This is a genomic window from Butyrivibrio sp. VCB2001 (assembly GCF_000423965.1).
Lineage (GTDB): Bacteria > Bacillota > Clostridia > Lachnospirales > Lachnospiraceae > Butyrivibrio.
Map to the genome: position 1 here is coordinate 319,437 of NZ_AUIZ01000001.1, position 22,193 is coordinate 341,629.

A 22,193-nucleotide genomic window follows, 5' to 3' on the forward strand; every position below is an offset into this window, starting at 1 on the left:
AAAAACCCCGGCAGTTCATTAAACTGCCGGGGTATCTTTATGTCTCATATTAGCTGTTCTCATTCACATATATTGAAACTCTGCTCTGTATAATATCTGCCACCTCCTGAGCACTCTTTTGCCCCTTAAAGTAAGCAGCTGCCTCTTCGTTAATAATGTTGCTTACAGCCTCATTGGAAGAATAAGTAAGGGTAAGAGACTCAACAAAATCTGTAACAGTATCCACATCCTGCTGAGTAAGCGGCTTAACTTCAATCTGTGTATCGCCAACCCAGTAATACTCTTCTTCGTAGTGCTTCTCTCCGTCATCGTCAATCCAGAACTGCTTTTCCATGGACTTCTTGGCAAGTTCATCGAACTTATCCTTCCTGATCGGGAAGTCGTAGTCTATGCTGTCCTGATACTCATCCAAATATAGTTTTCTAAGGAACTTCCAGCACTCCTCAGGGTACTTGGTCTGTGAGCTGACAGCAAATCGCGCATTTGGTGTTAAGATGGAACAGTTAACTCCAAGTTCGTTAGGGAATCCGATGAGTGCGATATCGCTTCCAAAAGTTCCGTCTACATATCTCTTGTAGGCCCTGAAGCCGTTCAGATAAGCAAGTGAAAAAAGTGCTTCTCCTGTCCTGTAACTGGCTTCGTCGTAGTCCATCCACATATCTTCAGTGATCTCATCAGGAAATTCATTGGCAAATTCCAAAAGCTCAATAAAGCCATCGCTGCCAAAATTGCAGGACTTGTTCTCCCAATCAATGAATTTATTGCCTGATGTCATAATTCCATAGTACATGATGGTATCTTTCGCCGTCATACCGAAGGAATCAGAAAATGTAACACCCTTTTGCTTTATCATCTCCTTGCAGTCCTTAAGGGTAAGCGTATCCATTCCCGGTACATTTGAAGCCTTTACAGCCAAAGTGTTTACATAGAATGAAGGAATGATCTGGTAAAGCTTATCTCCTGTCTTAAAGGCATCAAAAGCATTCTGTACAAACTTCACATCCTTAAGCTCAGGGTCGGAAGCAAGGTAGCTGCTCATATCAAGGAACAATCCCTTGTTGATGTAGCTGTCAACAGGCTCGTCATTGACAAAGAACATGATATCGGGGATATTTCCCGATACAATATCAAGGTTAAACTGTGTAAGTCCTGCCTGCCAGTCATCTTCAGAATCCAGTGACGAGTAATCAACGATTTTAATCTTGTAGCCATCAGATTCCTGATTGAACTTATAGACCATATCTCTTACATTGTAGTCGATGCCTCTTCCGGCAAGAGTGATGATTGTCCTGTCTCTTACCTGATCAGCAGGAACCTTGGTCAGTCTGTAAAGTGCGTAATTATAATTCTCATCAGGAAGGTTTGCGATAAACTCCTGATCGCTTACAGCAACTACGCTGTTTATCGAATAGCCGATGCTGAGGTCTGAATCAACGTAATCAAGGAGCTTGGTCAGTGCATCTTTCCCTTTATCATAGCCATAGAATCCATCGGTCTTAGATACATAAAGGTCATATCCGTTTCCGCTAAAGAATGAGTAGTCATCATAAGTCTCAAACTGTCCTGAAGGTTCAGAGAGCTTACCTGTTTCGGCATCAAAGCTTCTAAGCTCGATTCCGTGATCTCCCCAGAGAGAAGCAAATATCTGTCCGTCAAATCCGCTGTACAGGCTTATTGAAGTATCATAAAACTCACTGGCTGAATCAGTTGTATCGAGTATCATGTCAAAAGACTGATCGGTTTCATTAAACTTCTGGATTCCTCTGTTTGAGCTGACGATCAGACCCTTATTTTCATCGTAGACCATTCCATACATTGAGAAGTAATTCTCTTCATCCTGCCCGTCAGAGAGCATGATGTTAAAGATCTCATTACCCTCAGCGTCATACTTCTGAAGGTACTGTTCCTCATGGTAGTCATACTCATCATCCATGTTCTCACCATCCGGAACCATCTTATCTACGATAATATCTCCGTCAGCCGAAGTCTCCTCCTCAGTCATGGTGATGACTTCTCCATCTCCCATACCCTCTTCTTCGTATACGGTATCCATGTCAACAATATTGCCCTGCTTATCAGTGTAGTAGTACTTATAGAGGACGCAGTAGAGATTGCCGTCTTTGTCATAGGTCATATTGCCATGACTGTCTGAATCACTCTCAGGGATCTTCACAGTCTTTAGGTCACTTCCGTCGGAGTTAAAAGAGCATATGGTGATATTTTCGCCATCGGAATAAGTTGCTGCGTATATTCTCTGCCCAACAATTGAAATATTGCTGTAATCCGATGCATCAACAATATCGAGTTTCTCGCTCTTAAAGACATAGTCCTTAGTGCTCTTTGATGCTTCATCCACAAGGCTTGATCCGCCTTTATCTCCCATAGAACATCCGCTTAAAGTCCCCAGTAAAAGAGACATAAGCGCCACCAGGGATATTTCCCTCTTTAACAAAGATTTCTTTTTCATAATTTCTCCTTTTTCCTCTTATGTTCAACTTCCAGATCGTATTTCTTATCGGAAAGATATTTTACAATTCCTCTTACGGTCCACTTCTTGTGCCTGTAGGCATCTACCACAAAGGCTGTAAGTATCAGGATAAGCACCGTCATGCATATAATCCGCACAAGCAATATGAGCGATAAAATATCCTCATAGCCTCTTGCAGTATTTTCCCAGTAAGGATAAAAGATTGCTTTATTCCACATACTTCTTGTAAAGAAGTTTCTGAGTACTGCTATAAGCGAAAAGAATGAAAACCTCTCGGTATTATCTACCACTGTTACATACTCATCACCAATCCCAAGACTCTCCTTACATATCTTGGCAGCAAGTCCCCTTACGGGATTAGGGCATACTACCTCAATGCAAGTAATGCCTCCTGACTTTGCAGTGGTTCCATCCTCGGAAACATCGTGTTCCTCGGTTACTCCACTGAGGATTGTTCCATACTTGGACAAAGAGTCATAGGACATATAAACATAGCTGGTATCCTGCTGGGCAGCCTTTTTAATCCTGCCTTTATCCCTCTTTACAACACCCTCTACGTAGTGAGGAATGCCTTCGATCTCAACACACTCTCCTATGATGTCTGTAGATCCAAAGAGCTGCCATGCCATCTCTTCATCAATGACAATGCCATCCTTCATCAGGTCATCTCCTGAGAAATAGGATCCGGCGACAAAGGTCATGGGATGGAATAAAAAGAAATCTCCCCCCACTCCGATGGCTGAAGCTCTGTCAGCTGTTTTGTTCTCAAACTTCAGGTTAACCAGACCCTGGGCGCAGTAAGCGATGTCGTAAAGCTCTTGAAGAGGTGTCTTTTGGGGATAGCTCATCTCCTCTTCCTCTTCTTTGTTCATATCATCAATATTTATGGTATCAATGATCTGAGGTTTTTTACCCTGATCTGCATCTTCGTCCTCTTCGCCTACAACACCGGATTCCACGAGCTTTTTTTCAAGAAGATAGGTGAATTTCTTCAGGTCTTCTTCCTTAACAAGCTGATCCTGTGTCACAAATATGCTGACCTGGGCCATATTCATCTCATCCGACCATCTGTCTGCAAGTTGTTGCTCAGGAAGATCATTTTTTATATGAGTCGAAACCAGGCCCATGAGTATGTATATAAAAAGAAGTACAAAACTCACTATTAAGATGAAGGCTTTTTTCTTTATAAAGTTAAGTATTTGTTCTCTTAATCCGTCAAAACTCATTACTCGTTTGAAAGCCTCACCTGATCTCCGGCCTTTATAAGTGTTGTGGCAGTTGTGATGACATACTCATCTCCCTCTACCGCAGCAGCAATGGCTGTATTGTTGTCATCAGAAGCTTTGACCGTTACGTCAACTCTTGATGCCATATATCTGTTGCCCAGAGGGCTTGATTTACTCTTTACCACAAGGATGAACTTGCCGTTACTGTCTGTCTTGATTGCGCTGTTTGGAACGATGAGATCGTATTCAACAGCTCTTTCTCCGATGGCAAGTGATATGCTCTGTCCGGGAGCAATATCCTTGCTCTCAAGTTTGAAGGTAAGAAGCTTCTTATTACCGGGATCTGTTTTATCATTTCTTATGGAAGTCAGAGTTGCCTTAAAGTCATCTCCGTACTGCCAGATATTCTGAGGCTTCGCAGCATCTCCCACCTTGAGCTTTTGCGCCTGGGCATTGCTAACTGAAAAGCTTGTTGTCATGTCTTTTCCGTCAACCTGGATAACTGCTATTGTCTCATCAGCTGAGGTTGACTCACCGGAAACCTTTGAAAGGCTTGATACTGTTCCGGCAACAGGAGTCTTAACGGATGCACCGACCGACTCAGCTTCAAGTTTTGCAACCAGGTCTCTTTGCTCACCGATCTTGTCTCTCATCTGGCAGAGGCTTATCTCGGTATTGATGCTCTTTAAAAGATTTGTCTTCTCAAGTTCGGCTGCCTTGAGCTCTGCAGCAGTTCTGGCCTTTGTCTGATAGAGCTGGGACAGTTTCTGATCATAGCTAAGGTCCTGCTGAGTTCCGTAATTTTGAAGCTGAGAGCTGTCTTTTGTCAGCTCTGCGATCTGATTCTCAAGTTCCTGTACCCTGCCGTCATTCCCTTCGTTCTGGGCCTTGGTAAGCTCGTAATTAAGCTGTGCAATGCTGTAACCCGGTGTTGCGGCATTATAAGAATTGCCGGCAGAATCATAGTTATCCTTCTGGGTCATATAATCAATATCCGCCTGAGCTGCGTTATCAGCATTTAAGGCATTGTTGTATCTGTCTGTTGCAGCTGCAAGCTCAGCCTGATATGTATCATAAGTGGTTTTCCTGCCGCTTCTTACGTTTGTGATGACATCATTGGGAACGTCGCCTGAAAACAGGGACTGCTCGTAGGAAAGCTCAAGGTCATCAAGTCTTTCCTTGGCATCAAGAAGCTCCTTGGACTCTTTATCCTCAAGGTAGTAGATGACATCTCCCATCTCCACATGTGCGCCTTCTTTTACGGCAACACCGGAGATCTTTCTTGTCTCTTTTATGGTGATATTATACGGATCCTCGGCAGAAACAGTTCCCGTTCCTCTGATCTGAGGAGAAATGGTTCCGCTTGTTATCTGCTGGGTTGCCACCTGAGGTAGCGAATAATTCATGATGGTGTTGGAGAAAAATGTGAGTATGAGCATGATGGACAAAAAAGCTATGGCAAAGTTCTTCACCATGTCTTTTCTGTTTCTGCCGGAATCCTTTTTATCATCTCCGGACTCGCCCAAATTTTCTCTTAATACTAATTCTTCTGACATAACAAAACTCTCCCGTAAACTAAATTAACCTTTGATTCCTCCCTGGTAAGAAATTCCCTCTACCAGATAATCTTCTCCGTATAAAAATATCAGAAGCGGCGGAATGAGATATATAACCGCCACTGCAAAGGCCAGGCTTATCTCCCCTGTGTTTATCCTGGACAGAAATACCGAGAGCGGATGCATATCCGAATCCGGTAAAAGAACCAGTGGCTGTTCCACCATATTCCAATAATCAAAAAATATCAGAATGGCTATGGATGCAAGACCTCCCTTGCATAGCGGAAGGCATATCCTTGAAAAGATCATCCACTCGCCTGCACCGTCAACTCTTGCTGCCTCCATAACTTCTGTAGGTATCCTTCTCATGAACTTCGTAAGAAGGTAAACAGCAAAGGGACTAAAAAATCCCGGAAGCAGTATAGCCCATTTGGTGCCGTAAAGCCCCAAAGATTTTGATACCAGAAAGTTTGGTACCAGTGTGACCTGATAAGGCATGAGCATGATAATGATATAAGCAAAAAATATCGCTCTTTTAGCCTTTGAGTCGTACCTTGAAAAGCCGTAGGCAGAAAGCGCTGCAATAGCCAGCTGCACTACTACAATGGGAAGTGTGTAGAACACTGAATTCCAAAACTTTAAAAGATACTGTGGACTCTTGAAAAGGACCGAAATGTACTGCGCAAAGGTTATCATGTCGGGTATGAGCTTTAGGTTTACTTTGTTTGACACAAATACTTTCCCGCCCTTTTCAGTAGTCGCAAATATACTTCCATAGTTTGAAGCTATCTCCGATGCCGACATAAAGGAGTTTGTAACAGTGAGTATGATTGGCATCAGAAAAATGATAGCAAAAACTATTGCAGCCGTAGTTACAATAACTGTTTTAAGATCATTTATTCTCTTTTTTCGTTTATAGGCTCTAAGTAGTGGCCTTGACGACAGCTGTCTCATCAGCCTTCAACATCCCTTCCATACAAGTTTTCTACCTTTAGCATCACAAAGACCAGGGCTGATACCACAATAAACATTATGATCGCTGCAGCCGAGAGCTTCTGATAATCCAGCGATGCGAAGGTATTATTCATGAAATGCTGAAGCATATATAGCGTTTCGTAAGGGTGGTCTCCCGTCATAAGATATACTTCCCTGAACACTTTAAATGAATTAATAAGGGACATGATGGCCACAAATAAGATTGTGGAGGACATGTATCTCACCTTTATATACCAGAAAATCTGGTATTTATTGGCATGCTCCAAGGCCGCCACCTCCAACAGGTCCTTGGGGATACTGGCCAGAGCTGCCATAAACAGTATCATGTTATATCCAAGATTCTTCCACAGGAAAAGAGCTAAGATAACGTACATAGCTTTGTCCGACTTAAGGAAATCTGTCTTGGGTATTCCGAATTTCCCGAGGAAATCATTGACCAGTCCGTTATAGTTAAACAGCACCTGCCAGATAAGTACTACCGATGCGATAGGAACCATAAGAGGGCTTAAGAAGCTCGTTCTGAAATAGCTCTTTCCCGGTATTCTTGATTCCATCACCGCCGCCAAAAACAGTGATAACACAACTGCTAGAGGCACTGCCACTACAGAAAACTGCAACGTGTTCAGTCCTGCCTGTCTAAATGCTGCATTGTTCCATACATTGACGTAGTTCTTAAGTCCCACAAAGTTCATCCTTATAGGGTTATCAATCACCGAATAAAAGATGACCACTATGAAGGGAGCTACAAAAAACAGAAGTACTCCAAGCAGGGATGGCAACAAGAATGCCCATGAAACCAGTCTTCTTTTCCTGTTTGCGGAAAGGCTTTTAAATTTAGTTGGTATCTTCTTTAACAAACTGTGGAACCTTCCCTTTTAGAATTGAGCAATACAAGCTCGAATACTGGTAATTACCGTCTCTTAGTATTTCAACCGAATACTGATCATTAAACAGGCGGTAGTCAAACCAAGGATTATATGTATTGTTGTACACCGATGCCTCCAAAAGCTCTTTTATCTGCTCAGGATCCGTATAGGTCGCGTGAGAAGTCTCAACGTTTGGATCCGGGTCGTTGATCGATTCGGTTTCCAGGTCATATCCCGGGTAGTAGTTGTTAACCTTGATCTCTCTTACATCTGAGGCATCAATCTTATAGTCGATATAAATGCCAAGCTTTTTAAGGTAAGCTATTGTATTGGTATAAGTCTCAAACACATCCATGCTTCCGTATACGTAATTCTCGCTGTTGCCTTCATAGTTCACGCATCCTATAGGCATGTTCTTACTTGCGTATTCAAAACTGTAGTTGTCCAGAATGTCTTTTCTATAAGCTTCACTAAACTCTTCATAAGAGAAATTCTTGGTGCTCTCTGATGCGCCCATAGAATCGTATACAAGATTATGGAGAGAAGGAACATCAAGCTCTCTTACGATTTCATCGTTAAAAATATCAAAATATCCTCTCTTAAATTCCTCACTGTCCACTATCCTGGCCAGTTCCTCGTTTACTGTGTCATAAGGAACGGTAATGTATCTGTAAACTTTCCTGCCGTTCTTTAATCTATAAAGGATTTCAAGCTCATAGCCCATGGAATCGTAAATATTATCATCGTAATTCTTCTTCTGAAGCTTTCTGTTTTCCATTCCGGCGGATGCAATCTTTACGAAATCTTCCGTATTGGTTATGGTCATCAGTTCTTCATCATAAATACTGCCGTTAGCCAATACACTGTAAAGATTAAATGCCCTTGCATTGTTTGCGATAGCGCAGCTCTCAATCTTGTCAGCAGCAGGTACATAGCTGTCAAACCCAAGAAGGTCTCCTCTGTAGATAGTGAATATCAAAAGTACTATTGCCAAAGCCATAATAGTCTGGCACTTGCCCTTAAATACTCTCCTGATATTTCCCTCAAGGATTACTTCAGCAATGCATCCGGTAACAATTGTAGTCAGAGCCATGATCAGGCACATCTGAGCAAAGAGTCTCTGTGACCATACGCTCTCATATACAAGATATACGATGTATCCCACTCCAAGGCCTGCTGCAACACATACCACGATCTTGACAAGCCATCTGAAGGGCCTTATAACAATACCCTTTCCGGCCCACTCTGCCTGTCTCATTTTTGCAAAGATAAGAGCAAAAACAAATGCAATAAGTCCGGTTACAAGGGTGTCGATCTCTTTAGGAAGTATCCTTGCAATAACACCGCTTATATACTCATGACTTATAAGCGCATATGATGATTGTTGTTCTTCAACAAGAGAGATATAAATTCCAAATCTGTCATATAAAGGAGAAAACCATGCTTTAAATGGCTGCATCGAGCTGTAAGTAGCAAAAAACATGCTGTTAAAGAAGTAAAGCTCTCCTGCAAAAAGTATTGATATAAAAGCAAAGCATCCGGTCAGCAGGATTGCAATCGGAAGGCTTCCGCTTAATATCACTGCCAGAACTGTTATATTGTAAAAAGCAAAGAACAGGTTAAATGCTCTTATGGTCTCAATAAGAACCGACAGATACAGGTACCTGCCTACTGCTCCCATGCATGCTGCAATAATAAGCGCAATAACTTCACATCCTACATACATGATCAGGAATGATGTGATCGCATTGAAATAATTCTTGGCAATCCTCTGTGCCTTGGTAGTAGGCTGGCTTAAGTAAAAGTCCAGCTTGCTGGTATCAAAGACATATGAAAAGCCCTGAAGAGCAAACATAGCAGCGATACCGATTACAATAACAAATCCAAACTGTTCAACGCCGAGTACTCTTGAAACTGCTCTTAGCTTCTCCTGATACAGCACAGCATCACTCTGGTTATATCTTGCTGCATAATTGATGGTCCTTGAGATCATCATGATAACGCCAAGAATAAAATATGCTGCCAAAAAAGGAAGCGCTATATATCCGGACCAAAGGGTCCTGTTTAAATATGTTCTGTGATTCTTAAGTTTCTCACCCAAGGACAAATTTGCGGATGTCATACCCAACTACCTCCGTTTCACTGATAAAGATCTCTTCCAATGAAAGTGCCAAAACTTCAAAAAAGATTGGATTGCCTCTGCCAAAGGCCCTCTCTATCTCTTCTCTCTCACCTCTTATTGTGATGGTGTGAAGTCTTCCCCTGGTCTCATGAAGAAGAACATTGAGGCCTTCAAGTGCTTTCTTTTCATCTTCCTCCGAAGCAAATACACACTGTACCTTCTGCATCTTGATCTTCATATCCTCAATATCTTCCGAGAGGATCACTCCGCCCTGGTGAAGAAGACCTATGTGATCGCAGATATCTTCAAGCTCTCTTAAGTTGTGAGAAGCGATAACCGGTGTAAGTCCTCTGTCAGCCATCTCTCCTGCAAAAAGACTCTTAACTCCCTGCCTTACAACCGGATCAAGACCGTCAAAGGTCTCATCGCACAAAAGATATTTTGTACCCGCACAGATTCCAAGAAGAATTGAAACCTGTTTCTTCATACCCTTTGAGAAAGTGTTTATCCTTCTCTTTACATCCAGCCCAAAGCCGTTGCAGAGCTTGTAAAATCTCAGCTTGTCAAAGCTCTTGTATATATTCTCGTAATATACTGCCATCTCTTCGGGCGTTGAATTCGGAAGAAAGTACTGATCGTCTGATATGTAAAAGACATCTCTCTTAACCTCAGGGTTATCGTAAACAGGTCTCTTATCCACCAGCACAATTCCTTCATCAGGCTTTATGACTCCCGATATGATCCTGAGTATCGTACTCTTTCCAGCTCCGTTGGTTCCGACCAGTCCAAAAACCTCGCCGTCTAAGATGTTTAGTGAAACACGATTGACAGCTTTTATGTCGTCAAATGATTTTTCAAGATTCAGTAATTCAATCATGCTTACCCTCCCCAAGCTTATCCAAATGCTTTTTTATCTCCTCAACAAGCTCATCCAGTGAAAGCCCTATCTCATGGGCTTCTGTAAAGAGCTCAACTATCTCTTTAACCAATTCAGACTTCTTGCCTTCTAAAAGAATGTCCCCTCCTTTGACAAAGTTACCCCTGCCCTTCACTGTATAGATAAATCCCTGTCTCTCCAGCTCAGCATAGGCTTTCTGGACCGTGTTGGGATTGGTGGAAAGCTCCACAGCAAGGTTTCTTACTGAGGGCATCTGGTCACCCTCCTGAAGGATTCCTTTGTAGATCTGCATTTTGAAGTTTTCAACAATTTGTTCGTAGATAGGCCTGCTATCCTGGTAGTCGATCAAATTCATGGTAACCTCCACGTTTTGCTTATCCCCGACAAGTGCTCTGCACAAAAAAATACAAGGTGTACTATCTGAACTAGTACACCTTGTATTCTATTCCTATCACATAAAAGTTGCAATAGCTTTTTTTAAATTGCTTCTACATTTCTTGTAGCAACTACATCAACGCCTGTTCCGGCAACATCTTTGATAAGAACATCACCGATGTGGGCAGGAGCCTGAGCCTCTGCAGCATCAATGTCTTTCATTACCTCAAAGATCTTGCTCTTTGGAATGTCGTTTGCAGTCTTAACAGAAACTCTCTCCTTGTCACCGCCTACGATCTTAACAGTGCTGGTAACAATTCTTGTGGGATTGACCACTTCTTTTCTGGCGTAAATATCGCCCTTGGCACATGTGTTACCTGTTACCTCTTTAACTTCTCCATTATCCAAAGTAACTGTAACAAGGCACCCCATAGGACATCCGATACATGTTAATTCTCTGGTTTCCATAAGCCTTACTCCTTTTCTATCTTTACAGTTATCTTCTTAAGATTTGGATACTCATCGAGTTTCTTTTTCTGAAGAATGATCTGCTCCATCTCACCGGGTGCCAGGATTCTCTTTTCGTTGTGCATTACTCTCTCATCATCGAAGTATACACTTACGAAGGAATTCTTATAAACATCACCTACTCTGAATCTTACTGTGAGAAGGTCATCCATTCTGTCTTTGTTGATGGTGCTTGGTACTGTGTATCTTGCGCCGTCTGTTGCACACAGCTCAATAACATTTGCACCCTCAGCTTCCTTGCATCCGTCAGCGATGTACTTAACAGCATTCTGTCCGGCTCTCTTAGCTTCTTCAGATACATAGTCAACAAGGTCATGTACATGAAGAACGTTACCGCAGGCAAATACACCGGGGATGTTGGTCTCAAGAGACTCGTTAACAACAGGTCCTGATGTTACAGGGTTCATTGTTACGCCGGCTGATCTTGAGAGCTCATTCTCAGGAATAAGACCGCAGGAAAGAAGGAGTGTATCACATGTATATCTCTCTTCTGTTCCGGGGATAGGCTTTCTGTCAGGTCCAACCTCAGCGATCGTAACGGCTGTTACATGGTCTTTTCCTTCGATATCAACAACGGTATGTGAGAGCTTAAGAGGAATTCCGTAGTCATCAAGACACTGAACAATGTTTCTCTTAAGTCCGCCTGAGTAAGGCATAAGCTCAGCTACAACCTTAACCTTAGCGCCTTCGAAGGTCATTCTGCGGGCCATGATAAGTCCGATATCACCGGATCCGAGGATTACAACCTCACGACCGGGCATGTAGCCTTCAATATTTACAAGTCTCTGTGCAGTACCTGCTGAGAAAATACCTGCAGGACGATATCCCGGAATGTTCAGGGCTCCACGAGGCCTTTCTCTGCAGCCCATTGCAAGGATAACTGCCTTAGCAGGAATCTGGAACATTCCATCTTCTCTGTTCATGGCTGTTACAGTCTTGTCTGCTGCGATGTCCATAACCATGGTATTTAGCTTGTATTCAATACCAAGGTCAAGAACCTGCTTAATAAAACGATATGCATACTCGGGACCTGTGAGCTCTTCCTTAAAGGTATGGAGTCCGAATCCGTTGTGGATGCACTGATTTAAGATTCCACCAAGTTCATGGTCTCTCTCGAGAATAAGGATGCTGTCATTGCCGGCTTCCTTGGCTGCTACAGCTGCTGCGAGGCCAGCAGGGCCGCCGCCTACTATTACGATATCATATGTCTTCATGACCCGCTTACCTCCCCTTTTGTTCTCTCAAGGACAATGTTTGACTTTCCTCCGCTCTTTGTAATCTTCTCATAAGGAATACCAAGTTCGCGGTGAAGGATTTCCATTGTTCTCGGTGAGCAGAAACCTGCCTGGCATCTTCCCATGCCTGCTCTTGTTCTGCGCTTTACGCCATCAAGGCTTCTTGCGCCAAGTGGTCTGTGGATCGCATCAAGGATCTCACCCTCTGTGATAGATTCGCATCTGCAGATGATGGTACCGTATGCGGGATTCTCTTTAATAAGAGCATTTCTCTCTTCTACTGAGAGGCCATCGGTCTTCTTAACACCCTTACGAGTGCTGATCCAGTTAGCCTTCTCCTTAAGTCCCATCATATCCTTCATCATGTTGCCGACCATCTCGCCGATAGCAGGGCTGCTTGTAAGTCCGGGAGACTCAATGCCTGCGCAGTCGATAAAGTGTGGTGCATCGTCAACTTCCTTGATGATGAACTCGTGATGTGATTCGTGGGCACGAAGTCCTGCAAAGGATGTGATGACATTTCTGATAGGAAGATTTCTTACATGATCACCGGCCTTAGCTATAAGATCATCGATGCCGGCTGCTGTTGTGTTGTTGCCTTCCTTGTTCTCAATATCCACAGCTGTAGGTCCAACAATAAGGTTGCCATGGATTGTGGGTGAAACAAGAACGCCCTTACCAAGATTTGTAGGCTGAGGGAAGATCGTGTGTTTAACATGTCCGCCAACAGTCTTATCAAGAAGACAGTAGTCTCCTCTTCTAGGTGTAATATGGATCTTGTCTGCACTTACCATATTATGTATTGTATCAGCATATACACCTGCAGCATTAACAACGTATCTTGCTACATACTCACCGTTGTTAGTCCTTAAGTGCCAATTGCCGTCTTCACCTTTTTTAATATCTTCAACTTCTGTATTGAAACGGAAATCAACGCCATTCATGTTGGCATTCTCTGCCATAGCAATATTGAGCTCGAAAGGACAGATGATTCCGCTTGTAGGAGCCCAGAGTGCTCCCTCAACGTTCTCAGAAAGGTTTGGCTCCATCTCAAGAGCTTCCTCTCTGTTAAGGATCTTAAGTTCCTTAACTCCGTTGGCAATACCTCTGTTATAGAGGTCCTTAAGTCCATCAAGAGCTTCCTTGTGGATACATACGACCATTGCTCCGTTTCTCTTAAACGGAATATCAAGGTCTTTTGCAAGATCACCCATCATTTCATTGCCTCTGACATTGAGCTTGGCCATAAGCGAGCCTTCAGCTGCATCAAATCCGGCATGAACGATAGCGGAATTGGCTTTTGATGTTCCCTCACAAACATCTTCGCATTTCTCCAGTACGCAGACATTTGTCTCATAACGGGACAGCTCTCTTGCGACTGCAGACCCGGTAACACCGGCTCCGATTACGATCACATCGTACAACATAATAATCTCCTTTTTTCATTGGGCATGGGATACACCCTAAACTTGAAAAAGGCGAGAGAAAGCAAACTGTGTTCCCCACAGTATATGTGCTCACTCTCGCCTCCCGTTCAATATAAAGTTAATACTATGATACTACTATTCGGTCTTTGTGCAAGCACAAATCCTATTCGATTAGCATTTAAATCAGCCAAACATTCCAGCGCCTGCAAGAACGTTGTAAAGAAGAGATGCAACGATACCGCCGCAGATAGGAGCTACTGCAGGGATCCAGCCATAACCCCAGTTGCCGTTCTTCTTGCCGAAGTTAGGAGCAAGGAGCTGATAAGCAATACGAGGAGCTGTATCTCTTGCTGCGTTCATAGCGTATCCTGTAAGTCCACCGAAGGAAGCACCGCATGCAACGATTACGCCGTATACGAGAACCCATACAGTGCGGTCTGAGCCAGCAGGGATCAGAGCCAGTGTGAATACAAGGATGAATGTAGCGCAGAACTCTGAAAGGAAGTTCAGAACCTGGTTAGGGATTGAAGGTGCTGTGCAGAAGCATCCGCGAACAACATCATCATTAGCTGTAGCCTTGATGTGATCTCCGTAGAGAACCATAAGGATAGCTGCGCCGCAGAAACCACCGAGCATCTGAGCAATGATCTGTCCTGCAACTGTTGACCAGTCACCGCTTCTGATAGCGATACCGATTGTAACTGCAGGGTTGAATGCTGAAGGGCATCCTGTGAAGTTGCTCATTGCAAATGCCGGAACCATAACTGCCATTCCCCATCCGATAAGGATGTGAACAGCTCCGCCGCCCTTGAATCCTGACTTCTCAAGTGATACGTTACAGCAAACGCCATCTCCGAGGAGTACCAGAATAAGTGTTCCGATAAACTCGCCTAAATAAATGCTCATAATAAATACCCCCTTTTATATGTGATTTTTTTCCTCACTTAAGTTAATATGTATCAGCCCTTAGCCCATCCAAGAGTTGCTTTAACAGCCTGCTTCCAGCCTTTAAGCTTCTCAGCACGAGCCTCTTCTGTCATTGAAGGCTCAAACTCTCTGTCGATAGCCCAGTTCTTGATAACATCTTCCTTGCTTGACCAGAAGCCAACTGCAAGACCTGCCAGGTAAGATGCGCCCATAGCTGTTGTCTCAACACATACAGGACGATGTACAGGAGCATTGATGATATCTGACTGGAACTGCATAAGGAAGTTATTCTTGCAGGCACCACCGTCAACCTTAAGAGCTGCAAGCTTGATTCCTGAACCCTCTTCCATTGCTCCGAGAACGTCGTTGGTCTGAAGAGCAAGTGACTCAAGAGTTGCACGAATAATATGTTTCTTGTTAACACCACGTGTAAGTCCTGTGATAGCTCCACGTGCGTAAGGATCCCAATAAGGAGCACCAAGTCCTGTAAATGCAGGAACTACGTAGCATCCGTTTGTATCAGGAACCTGAGTTGCGAAGTACTCAGAATCAGGTGATGTATCAACGAGCTTAACCTCATCACGAAGCCACTGGATAGCTGCGCCTGCTACGAAGATTGAACCCTCGAGAGCGTACTCAACCTTTCCGTCGAGACCCCAAGCGATAGTTGTAAGAAGTCCGTTGTTAGGGAACTGAGGCTTTGTACCGATGTTCATCAGCATGAAGCATCCTGTTCCGTATGTGTTCTTAGCCATTCCTGACTCGAAGCAGGTCTGTCCGAACAGAGCTGCCTGCTGGTCACCTGCTACACCGGCGATCTTGATAGGTCCGCCGAAGAACTCAGGATCTGACTCACCATACTCTGTGCTGCTGGAAGGAAGTGCCTTTGGAAGCATGCTCATAGGAACTTCGAGCTGGTCGCAAAGTTCTTTATCCCAGTCAACAGTGTTGATGTTGAACATCATTGTTCTTGATGCGTTTGAGTAATCAGTAGCGTGTACTTTACCCTTTGTAAGTTTGAAGATAAGCCAGGAATCAACAGTACCGAAGCACAGCTCACCCTTTTCAGCCTTCTCACGAACACCTTCTACGTTGTTAAGGATCCAACGAAGCTTTGTTCCTGAGAAATAAGGATCGAATACAAGACCTGTCTTGTTGTAAGCTGCATTGTCGATTCCGGGATACTTGTCCATAAGTTCCTGCTTCATATCAGCTGTTCTACGGCACTGCCATACGATAGCATGATATACAGGCTTACCTGTAGCTCTTTCCCAAACAATTGTTGTTTCACGCTGGTTTGTGATACCGATTGCTGCGATGTCTGTGTAGGTTGCCCCAACCTTAGCCATAGCCTCGCGAGCAACTGAAAGCTGTGTCTGCCAGATTTCATTAGCATCATGCTCTACCCAACCGGGCTGAGGATAATACTGTGTGAATTCCTTCTGAGCAACAGAGCACATCTCACCCTTCTCGTTGAACAGGATACATCTGTTACTTGTTGTACCTGCATCCAGCGCCATAACGTACTTTGCCATTACTTAACCCTCCTTTTTCTTGTGAAAGAAATAATATTATTAAAGCCCCTTCGCTTTAACTTCTCTTTAAAGCTCCCACACATCATGATTGGTTGTGGAAATTGCAAGTGCCCCGGCATCCAGTGCGTTCATCACATCTTCCTTGTCCGCTATTAACCCCCCGGCTATAATCGGAACTCTGCTGACCTTGTTGATCCGCTTTATCATCTTCGGAAGAACTATGCCCGGTAAAAACTCGATAATATCAGGTTTTATTCCGGGGCTTCTTGCCTGCTTTTCTATGTTCTGCAGTGCCAGAGAATCCAGTATAAAGTATCTCAGCACTGTATTTAGCTCAAGTTCTCTTGCATGCTGGATGAGATTGCTCTTTGTGGTGATGATCCCATCTGCTTTGGTGTTGTTCTTAATAAAGTCAAGGCATACGTCCTTGGAGTTATTAAGTCCTGTTATCAGATCCACATGTACCATTGCGACCTTACCGGCCTTCTTGATCTTGTCGACAATGGTCGGAATACTGCATATGTCTCCATACAAAACAAATATGATCTCAATGTCTTCTGTCAGAGCCACCTCAAGGCCCTCATCATCTTTAACTGCCGCGATGATAGGGTTGGACTCTATTTTGTTAATAAATTCTCGGTTTTTCATATCTATTTTGATAAATAAAAAAAGAGCAAACAAAGTAAAATGAGGTTCCCCCTCATTTAACCCTTACTCTTTTCTCAAGGCTCTCTATAAATTTTAATGTACACCAGGATGTCTCGTTCATTCTGTCACCGTTTCAAACAATACCAAAAATCAAAACTCTTCGAATCGACTGTCGGTCAGTTCTTTACGACAAAATCATCATATCTCTTATTTGTGCAAATTGCAATAGCCCTATTTATACTTTTTTTATTTTTTGTACTATTTAACAAATATATTGTACAATTTTCGGCATAATACAATACAAAAAGTATAAATTATGCACAACACGCTTTAAAGCATTAAAGCATTTAGTTGACAAAATGCGCATAAACATCAATAATTGACACAATTGTCAGAAATATTGACAGACAAAATAAAAACCTCAGGTATTAAACCTGAGGTCTGTCAGCCGGTGCATTAGTGTTTTCAACCATCATATTTATGGCTTCAACAGCCACTTCATAGAGCATAGCCATTTCCTTGGCTCCCTCGTCATCTTTTTCTGCAATCTTTCTGTACTGGTTTGTAAAATATACCTTAGCCTGCTCTATGGTTCCCCTTGGAATCGCATGGCCATTGGCATACATTGCGCCTGTCTCAGTGTTGAACTTATTGGAAGTATACTTCGCTTTCTGGGCATCCCCCACTCCCATTGATTTCGCCAGTGAGTGTATCAGATCTTCTCTTTCCTGTGCCATAGTCTCCTCCTGATGGTCTTCGTAATAATATCTATGTTTATTATAATATAACGAGTAGTATATTTAAATCCTTTATTCTCCTACAGCCTCATAAGCTGTATAAAACGTCTCCACATGGTCAAACCTGTAATAGGCATCACCCTTAATGGAAGCAGCACTTCCGGGCTCAAGGCACACTTCATCTGTGTTCTGAGGGATCATCCACATGCAGTCCACAAGCTCTTTTCCGTCAAAGAAAAGCACATAAGCATCCACCTTGACCTTTTTGTCAGACTTATTCTCTGCTGTAAGAATTGCAGAGTTGCCCTCTACCGCTGTATAGACTGCCACATTTGTAGACATGTCTTTTTCATAAGGGTCACGCTTTGATATAGAGAACTCAAAGGCATCGGGAATGCTTCCGCCAAGATCCTTTTTATCAAATCTTCCCTCGAATACAAAGACACTTCCTTCCCTTACAACCTCCACGGTCTTCTCAGAGATTGCCATCTCGTTTCCATCCTTGTCTCTGGCTGTAAAGATACACTCATATCTGCACATACCTCCGGTCTTGTTCTGCAAAACCAGGATCGGATTGGCATTGTGATCATCCTCCCTGAAATACTGGGCTATTATAAGGGTACCCACCGGAAGTCCGCCGTAGGATGGCATGTCATCATCAGATGGTGCAATGGAGATTATTCCTCCTTTATTCCTTTCTGCAGGAGCAATACTGTCAAGACTTTCAAATATCTCCGGAAGTTTCTCAGAAGATGCCAAAGCACCGGCGCTGTTTGCCGCCTCTTCGCTGTGAGTCTTGGGAGTATTTGTGTAATAGGTCATCTCTTCGCCGGCATTATCACTTATGTTTTCTTCTACAAGAGCTGTATCCTCTTCCTTAATGATCCCCAGGCCTTTGGCAAGATTTGAATAATTGTTGATCATTATCTGCTGATAAAAATTCCTGCCACTATCATCCCGTGTCGGGAGATGCAGACCAAAGGTGTTCAGATACATGACAACTGGAAGCAGAATTCCCGCAGTGGAAATCGCCAGGATCCTCGCAATATCTATGGACTTTTCCTCAATGATCAGTCTTATGCCCATAATAAATGACACCAGTGACGGAATTATCCCCACCAGAAAAAACGAGCTGATAAGCCCAATAATTGAGGTTATAAGTGCAATTGTAGTTATATGCATGAAAGTCCCCTCAAGTTTCTGTGCATATTTTACAAAAGTAACTCAAATCTAAATGTCAATACTTGTATATAGAATATTTTATACTACAATATATGGTAGTTAAAGTGTTATGTAAAAGTATTGTGAGGAGGTAGAGATATGACAACAGCTGCGACATTGGAAGCGCTTGATCTTAGTGTCATCCGCAACATTCTTCGTTCGATGATTAATGAGCACTGGTCAGTTACAGAGGCTCTTGATGAATATGATATTCCTGAATCTCTTCGTGAGGAGTATGAAGCTCTTATCGAGAAATGCTTTATTGATTAAGAGTTTTTCAGAAGGTCAAGTCCCACATCATAGACTTTTCCTTCAACTGCATCTTTAAGCCAGTCAGCCATAGAGATCCCGTTTTGAGTAAACAGCGTAAAATGAGGTTCTCTCACACTGCAATGTACAGTCCCGCCCATGGTAATGAGCGGGATTTTCCATTCATTTAAGAAAATCCCAAAATGAGGTGTAATCTCTTTTAACTGACGAATCATTATGCAGAGCTGATCATAGTATTCCTTCTGCACATCAGCATCCGTCTCATACTTCTTGTTTATTATGTCGTTATAATAAGCACTCAGAAGATAGTCATGTATTGAGCTCGAATACAAAAGAGTGAATCTATCACCGTATTTACTGTAGAGATCCTTATACCATTCCAGAGTGATATTGTCACCATGTATAGGCTTCCAGAAGCTCTCTTTTGCCTGCCATATATTTTTGGCTGTAGAGCGCCATTTCTTGTAAAGGAGCTGTCCGCTGTCGGAAAAGAGTGTGATGTTTCTTGCGTTCGGATAATAGTTATCCACTACTTCTCCTGCAAGGGCAGGCACAGCAAAAGCACCGGCGGAATTGCCGGCTATAAGAAGGTGCGTGGGCGCAGGAAAAAGCTCTTTTGCCACCTTCATGCTCTCAAGGAAATTCACATAGCCATGGAAATGGAGTATCTCATCGCTTCCATCCTCTGCCTTATATGGATAGTCGTGGTTACCGATGTGGAAGTCTCCAGTTGCATAGGTTATGACAACAAAGCTCCAGTCCCTGAAAGGGTTGGCCTCGTTCTTAATATCGGTGATACCGACATTTATATTCATAAGCTGGGTAAAAGGCCTTAGATTGTTCCAGTAAAAGTTTGGCTGTCTTGCTGCCACTTTTCCGCCTGTAACAGGTCTTGCAGCAGTATATTCATTCCATGCCACTCCTCCACCCGAAAAAAACACGCACAGCTTATCGGGATCAGCCAGCTTTACATAGATGTAATACTCTGACCCATCCCCTGAAAGTCCCTTTTCAAGCGGTACTCTGTACCATGTCATCTTTTCGGGGTCCTTTGGAAGATCCTCTGCTTTTCTTCCGGAATTCTCAATAGCTCTGCTTATGGAATTCTCTACAAAGTCTCCGGCTCTTGAGGCAAATACAAGACCTCTTTTGATGTTGTTTTTATTAAGTCTGTTCTTGATGCTCATATATTAAACATCTTCTCCGATGCGTTTTTAAGATCTCTGAATCTAAAAATCACCAGGGCGGCGATCAGTATCATATAAGTGATAATGCTTGCTACTGCCGGCCATGGGAAAGTATTCATGCCGTTTCTTATAAAAATGATCTGAACAAGTGCCATCACAAAATCAAGGACAATGTACAGAATATACTCATCAAGGCGAAGTTTAAGTACCCAGGCAATGATATTGGTTGCGATGGCAAGTCCTATCAGTGTCATTGGGATCATCCAATTGACGCTCCAGCCATGGAATCCGGTCTTAATATCGATATAGAGATCAACTACAATTGCTACGACAACCTCAAAAGTTATGACCTTGATAAGGTTATTCCTGAGGTACATGGTTGCAATGACATCAATCCAGGCAACAAGAAGCCCCAACATAACAGGGCCTATAAAAGAGAACTCTCCTTTTGTCATTATATTGATTGCCCCAAAGATTATCTCTGATGCTATAAACAAAAAGGTACACATCTTAAGAAAAGTGATATTACTGATCTTTCTCTTTTCCAGGACCGGAAATGAAGGATTCTCCTCTCCCTCCACTTCCTTAAGTCTTCCCTGGCACAGAGGGCAGCATTCCTTTCTGCCTCTTATTTTCACATTACATTTCTGACAAATCTGCATTTACTCTTTTTCCTCGTACATATCGTAATCATTGGTTCCAAGCTCAATTTCAATTCCCTCTTCAGAGAGGCATCTGAAGAAATTAAGCATGGTCTTATGAGTCTTGAAGGGTGAAACCTCACCAAATACCATCTTGTCCTTGAAGGTACATACACACACCTGCTGAGACGAAGCAGTCATAAAGGCGCTGAATCTGTCGATATAATCGGCAACTTCCGGAGGCATCTTGATCTGTCCCAGATTAGACATTGATGTTGTAACACCTCTCTTGGCTGCTCTGTCAAATCTTCCGATGGTGAAGTCCTTGATCGGAAGAGGAACCATCTTGATCGCCAGGTTGTGCTCCAGAGATGAGTAAGAATTCATGGTCTTTTCTATATTTTCTGATGAGAGCTTCTCCTTAAAGTCCTTGGCAACAGGCTCTATTATGCTCTTTAGCTCACCGTCATAGCTCTTCGGATCATAGTCAATATTGATGACGCCAAAGAAGTTTCTTGCTGTTCCGCTCTTATAGAACTGACGCAGGTTAACAGGCACGCTGACTACGATATGTCTTCTCCTCTGATGTCTGTTCATGCCCTGTATTACGGCCTTTATGTACAGCGCAACACACAAAACGCCTACTGTTGATTCATACTTGTGGGCAAGATCGAGGAACTTGGACGCTGATACAGTGCCCTCAAGAAGATGTGGCAAAAGATTGTCATCCACTTCTCCGGTTACCTGATAAGCCTTAACGGCTCTCATCTCTCCAAGCTGCTTTAGTCCTTTTTGCTTGGAATAGTTGTCCGTAAAGGCATCCACATTCTTCTCTTCAACAGAAAAATCATCAGAGGGCTTTATATCCTCGCTGAGATTGTGTCTTATCTGGAGGTACCTTGTAACAAGGTTTTTGAAAAACATGAAAGCTCCGGTACCGTCTGCCAGTACATGGAACATCTCAAGATTTATCCTCTTGTTAAAGTAGTTGACCCTGTATAAAAGATTCTTTTTACCGGGAATGTAAAGAGGAAGGCAGGCAGGAGTATGCTCCTGTTCCACCTTGGCCATCAAATTGCTGTCCTCGAGATAATACCAGAAAATTCCCCTGTGAAGAACGCAGTTAAAGAACGGAAATTCCTCTATAGTATCATCCAGCGCCTGCTGAAGGATCTCGGGATTAACCTCCTCCTTCAGCTCGCATGTAAGTCTGAATACTCTGGTATTAGCGCCCTTTGCGGTTGAAGGTACAATCTTCGCAGCATTGTCGAGCTTATACCAGTTTGCTCTTCTCTCCATAAACGTAAATT

Annotated in this window: 20 protein-coding genes; 1 reads left to right on the forward strand and 19 read right to left on the reverse strand. The window is 43.1% G+C overall.

Translation table 11 applies throughout. The annotated features are described in order from the left end of the window. Positions 1-49: 49 nt before the first annotated feature. From G589_RS0101395 to G589_RS0101470, 16 genes are all read right to left on the reverse strand, one after another. On the reverse strand, positions 50-2,467 hold the full coding sequence (locus G589_RS0101395) for an extracellular solute-binding protein (RefSeq protein WP_026520814.1): 2,418 nt from the start codon (positions 2,465-2,467) through the stop codon (positions 50-52). Beyond that, a complete protein-coding gene (locus tag G589_RS0101400; protein WP_026520815.1) occupies positions 2,464-3,714 on the reverse strand; it encodes an ABC transporter permease in 1,251 nt (416 codons plus the stop codon). Before G589_RS0101400 ends, G589_RS0101395 begins: the two co-directional genes overlap by 4 nt. Then, a complete protein-coding gene (locus G589_RS0101405; RefSeq protein ID WP_026520816.1) occupies positions 3,714-5,270 on the reverse strand; it encodes an efflux RND transporter periplasmic adaptor subunit in 1,557 nt (518 codons plus the stop codon). Before G589_RS0101405 ends, G589_RS0101400 begins: the two co-directional genes overlap by 1 nt. A 24-nt stretch (positions 5,271-5,294) precedes the next feature. Beyond that, positions 5,295-6,224, reverse strand: coding sequence for a carbohydrate ABC transporter permease (locus G589_RS0101410; protein ID WP_051192110.1), 930 nt, complete (start codon positions 6,222-6,224; stop codon positions 5,295-5,297). Further along, positions 6,224-7,123 (reverse strand): carbohydrate ABC transporter permease, encoded by a 900-nt coding sequence (locus tag G589_RS0101415; RefSeq protein WP_081668891.1) that lies wholly within the window; start codon positions 7,121-7,123, stop codon positions 6,224-6,226. Before G589_RS0101415 ends, G589_RS0101410 begins: the two co-directional genes overlap by 1 nt. Continuing rightward, positions 7,101-9,254 (reverse strand): DUF6449 domain-containing protein, encoded by a 2,154-nt coding sequence (locus G589_RS0101420; protein WP_026520818.1) that lies wholly within the window; start codon positions 9,252-9,254, stop codon positions 7,101-7,103. The genes G589_RS0101415 and G589_RS0101420 overlap by 23 nt, the downstream gene beginning before the upstream one ends. Then, positions 9,226-10,131 carry an ABC transporter ATP-binding protein gene (locus G589_RS0101425; RefSeq protein WP_026520819.1) on the reverse strand — a complete coding sequence of 302 codons (906 nt, stop codon included), beginning with the start codon at positions 10,129-10,131 and terminating at the stop codon, positions 9,226-9,228. Before G589_RS0101425 ends, G589_RS0101420 begins: the two co-directional genes overlap by 29 nt. Further along, on the reverse strand, positions 10,124-10,507 hold the full coding sequence (locus G589_RS0101430; RefSeq protein ID WP_022768777.1) for a GntR family transcriptional regulator: 384 nt from the start codon (positions 10,505-10,507) through the stop codon (positions 10,124-10,126). Before G589_RS0101430 ends, G589_RS0101425 begins: the two co-directional genes overlap by 8 nt. A 122-nt stretch (positions 10,508-10,629) precedes the next feature. After that, complete coding sequence (locus G589_RS0101435) at positions 10,630-10,995, reverse strand: DUF1667 domain-containing protein (protein WP_026520820.1); 366 nt, start codon at positions 10,993-10,995, stop codon at positions 10,630-10,632. A 5-nt stretch (positions 10,996-11,000) separates the two neighbouring features. Next, positions 11,001-12,269 carry an NAD(P)/FAD-dependent oxidoreductase gene (locus G589_RS0101440; protein WP_022768779.1) on the reverse strand — a complete coding sequence of 423 codons (1,269 nt, stop codon included), beginning with the start codon at positions 12,267-12,269 and terminating at the stop codon, positions 11,001-11,003. After that, on the reverse strand, positions 12,266-13,714 hold the full coding sequence (locus tag G589_RS0101445) for an NAD(P)/FAD-dependent oxidoreductase (protein WP_026520821.1): 1,449 nt from the start codon (positions 13,712-13,714) through the stop codon (positions 12,266-12,268). Before G589_RS0101445 ends, G589_RS0101440 begins: the two co-directional genes overlap by 4 nt. A 186-nt stretch (positions 13,715-13,900) precedes the next feature. After that, positions 13,901-14,623 (reverse strand): MIP/aquaporin family protein, encoded by a 723-nt coding sequence (locus tag G589_RS0101450; RefSeq protein ID WP_022768782.1) that lies wholly within the window; start codon positions 14,621-14,623, stop codon positions 13,901-13,903. A 53-nt stretch (positions 14,624-14,676) separates the two neighbouring features. Next, positions 14,677-16,179, reverse strand: coding sequence for a glycerol kinase GlpK (glpK, locus tag G589_RS0101455; RefSeq protein ID WP_022768783.1), 1,503 nt, complete (start codon positions 16,177-16,179; stop codon positions 14,677-14,679). A 66-nt stretch (positions 16,180-16,245) separates the two neighbouring features. Beyond that, entirely contained in the window at positions 16,246-16,827 is a 582-nt protein-coding gene (locus G589_RS0101460; protein WP_026512511.1) for a glycerol-3-phosphate responsive antiterminator, read from the reverse strand. 428 nt (positions 16,828-17,255) lie between these two features. Next, positions 17,256-17,564 (reverse strand): hypothetical protein, encoded by a 309-nt coding sequence (locus tag G589_RS0101465; RefSeq protein WP_022768786.1) that lies wholly within the window; start codon positions 17,562-17,564, stop codon positions 17,256-17,258. A 72-nt stretch (positions 17,565-17,636) separates the two neighbouring features. Beyond that, a complete protein-coding gene (locus G589_RS0101470; RefSeq protein WP_026520822.1) occupies positions 17,637-18,746 on the reverse strand; it encodes a hypothetical protein in 1,110 nt (369 codons plus the stop codon). Between the two features lie 138 nt (positions 18,747-18,884). Between G589_RS0101470 and G589_RS21790 the strand changes: the two genes are divergently transcribed. Continuing rightward, positions 18,885-19,055 (forward strand): hypothetical protein, encoded by a 171-nt coding sequence (locus tag G589_RS21790; protein WP_022768789.1) that lies wholly within the window; start codon positions 18,885-18,887, stop codon positions 19,053-19,055. Here the strand turns inward: G589_RS21790 and G589_RS0101480 are convergent. The 3 genes from G589_RS0101480 to G589_RS0101490 are packed head-to-tail and all read right to left on the reverse strand — an operon-like array spanning position 19,052 to position 22,182. Further along, positions 19,052-20,242 carry a pectin acetylesterase-family hydrolase gene (locus tag G589_RS0101480; RefSeq protein ID WP_026520823.1) on the reverse strand — a complete coding sequence of 397 codons (1,191 nt, stop codon included), beginning with the start codon at positions 20,240-20,242 and terminating at the stop codon, positions 19,052-19,054. The genes G589_RS21790 and G589_RS0101480 overlap by 4 nt on opposite strands. Continuing rightward, positions 20,239-20,904: a DUF6320 domain-containing protein gene (locus tag G589_RS0101485; protein ID WP_026520824.1), complete on the reverse strand. Its 666-nt coding sequence runs from the start codon at positions 20,902-20,904 to the stop codon at positions 20,239-20,241. The genes G589_RS0101480 and G589_RS0101485 overlap by 4 nt, the downstream gene beginning before the upstream one ends. After that, a complete protein-coding gene (locus G589_RS0101490; protein WP_026520825.1) occupies positions 20,905-22,182 on the reverse strand; it encodes a hypothetical protein in 1,278 nt (425 codons plus the stop codon). Between the last annotated feature and the right edge of the window lie 11 nt (positions 22,183-22,193).

What these genes read in the sequence shown, in the direction of transcription:
- G589_RS0101395 (WP_026520814.1), bottom strand. Translation starts at nt 2,467, where the DNA reads ATGAAAAAGAAATCTTTGTTAAAGAGGGAAATATCCCTGGTGGCGCTT.
- G589_RS0101400 (WP_026520815.1), bottom strand. Translation starts at nt 3,714, where the DNA reads ATGAGTTTTGACGGATTAAGAGAACAAATACTTAACTTTATAAAGAAA.
- G589_RS0101405 (WP_026520816.1), bottom strand. Translation starts at nt 5,270, where the DNA reads ATGTCAGAAGAATTAGTATTAAGAGAAAATTTGGGCGAGTCCGGAGAT.
- G589_RS0101410 (WP_051192110.1), bottom strand. Translation starts at nt 6,224, where the DNA reads ATGAGACAGCTGTCGTCAAGGCCACTACTTAGAGCCTATAAACGAAAA.
- G589_RS0101420 (WP_026520818.1), bottom strand. Translation starts at nt 9,254, where the DNA reads ATGACATCCGCAAATTTGTCCTTGGGTGAGAAACTTAAGAATCACAGA.
- G589_RS0101425 (WP_026520819.1), bottom strand. Translation starts at nt 10,131, where the DNA reads ATGATTGAATTACTGAATCTTGAAAAATCATTTGACGACATAAAAGCT.
- G589_RS0101430 (WP_022768777.1), bottom strand. Translation starts at nt 10,507, where the DNA reads ATGAATTTGATCGACTACCAGGATAGCAGGCCTATCTACGAACAAATT.
- G589_RS0101435 (WP_026520820.1), bottom strand. Translation starts at nt 10,995, where the DNA reads ATGGAAACCAGAGAATTAACATGTATCGGATGTCCTATGGGGTGCCTT.
- G589_RS0101440 (WP_022768779.1), bottom strand. Translation starts at nt 12,269, where the DNA reads ATGAAGACATATGATATCGTAATAGTAGGCGGCGGCCCTGCTGGCCTC.
- G589_RS0101450 (WP_022768782.1), bottom strand. Translation starts at nt 14,623, where the DNA reads ATGAGCATTTATTTAGGCGAGTTTATCGGAACACTTATTCTGGTACTC.
- glpK (WP_022768783.1), bottom strand. Translation starts at nt 16,179, where the DNA reads ATGGCAAAGTACGTTATGGCGCTGGATGCAGGTACAACAAGTAACAGA.
- G589_RS0101460 (WP_026512511.1), bottom strand. Translation starts at nt 16,827, where the DNA reads ATGAAAAACCGAGAATTTATTAACAAAATAGAGTCCAACCCTATCATC.
- G589_RS0101465 (WP_022768786.1), bottom strand. Translation starts at nt 17,564, where the DNA reads ATGGCACAGGAAAGAGAAGATCTGATACACTCACTGGCGAAATCAATG.
- G589_RS0101470 (WP_026520822.1), bottom strand. Translation starts at nt 18,746, where the DNA reads ATGCATATAACTACAATTGCACTTATAACCTCAATTATTGGGCTTATC.
- G589_RS21790 (WP_022768789.1), top strand. Translation starts at nt 18,885, where the DNA reads ATGACAACAGCTGCGACATTGGAAGCGCTTGATCTTAGTGTCATCCGC.
- G589_RS0101480 (WP_026520823.1), bottom strand. Translation starts at nt 20,242, where the DNA reads ATGAGCATCAAGAACAGACTTAATAAAAACAACATCAAAAGAGGTCTT.
- G589_RS0101485 (WP_026520824.1), bottom strand. Translation starts at nt 20,904, where the DNA reads ATGCAGATTTGTCAGAAATGTAATGTGAAAATAAGAGGCAGAAAGGAA.
- G589_RS0101490 (WP_026520825.1), bottom strand. Translation starts at nt 22,182, where the DNA reads ATGGAGAGAAGAGCAAACTGGTATAAGCTCGACAATGCTGCGAAGATT.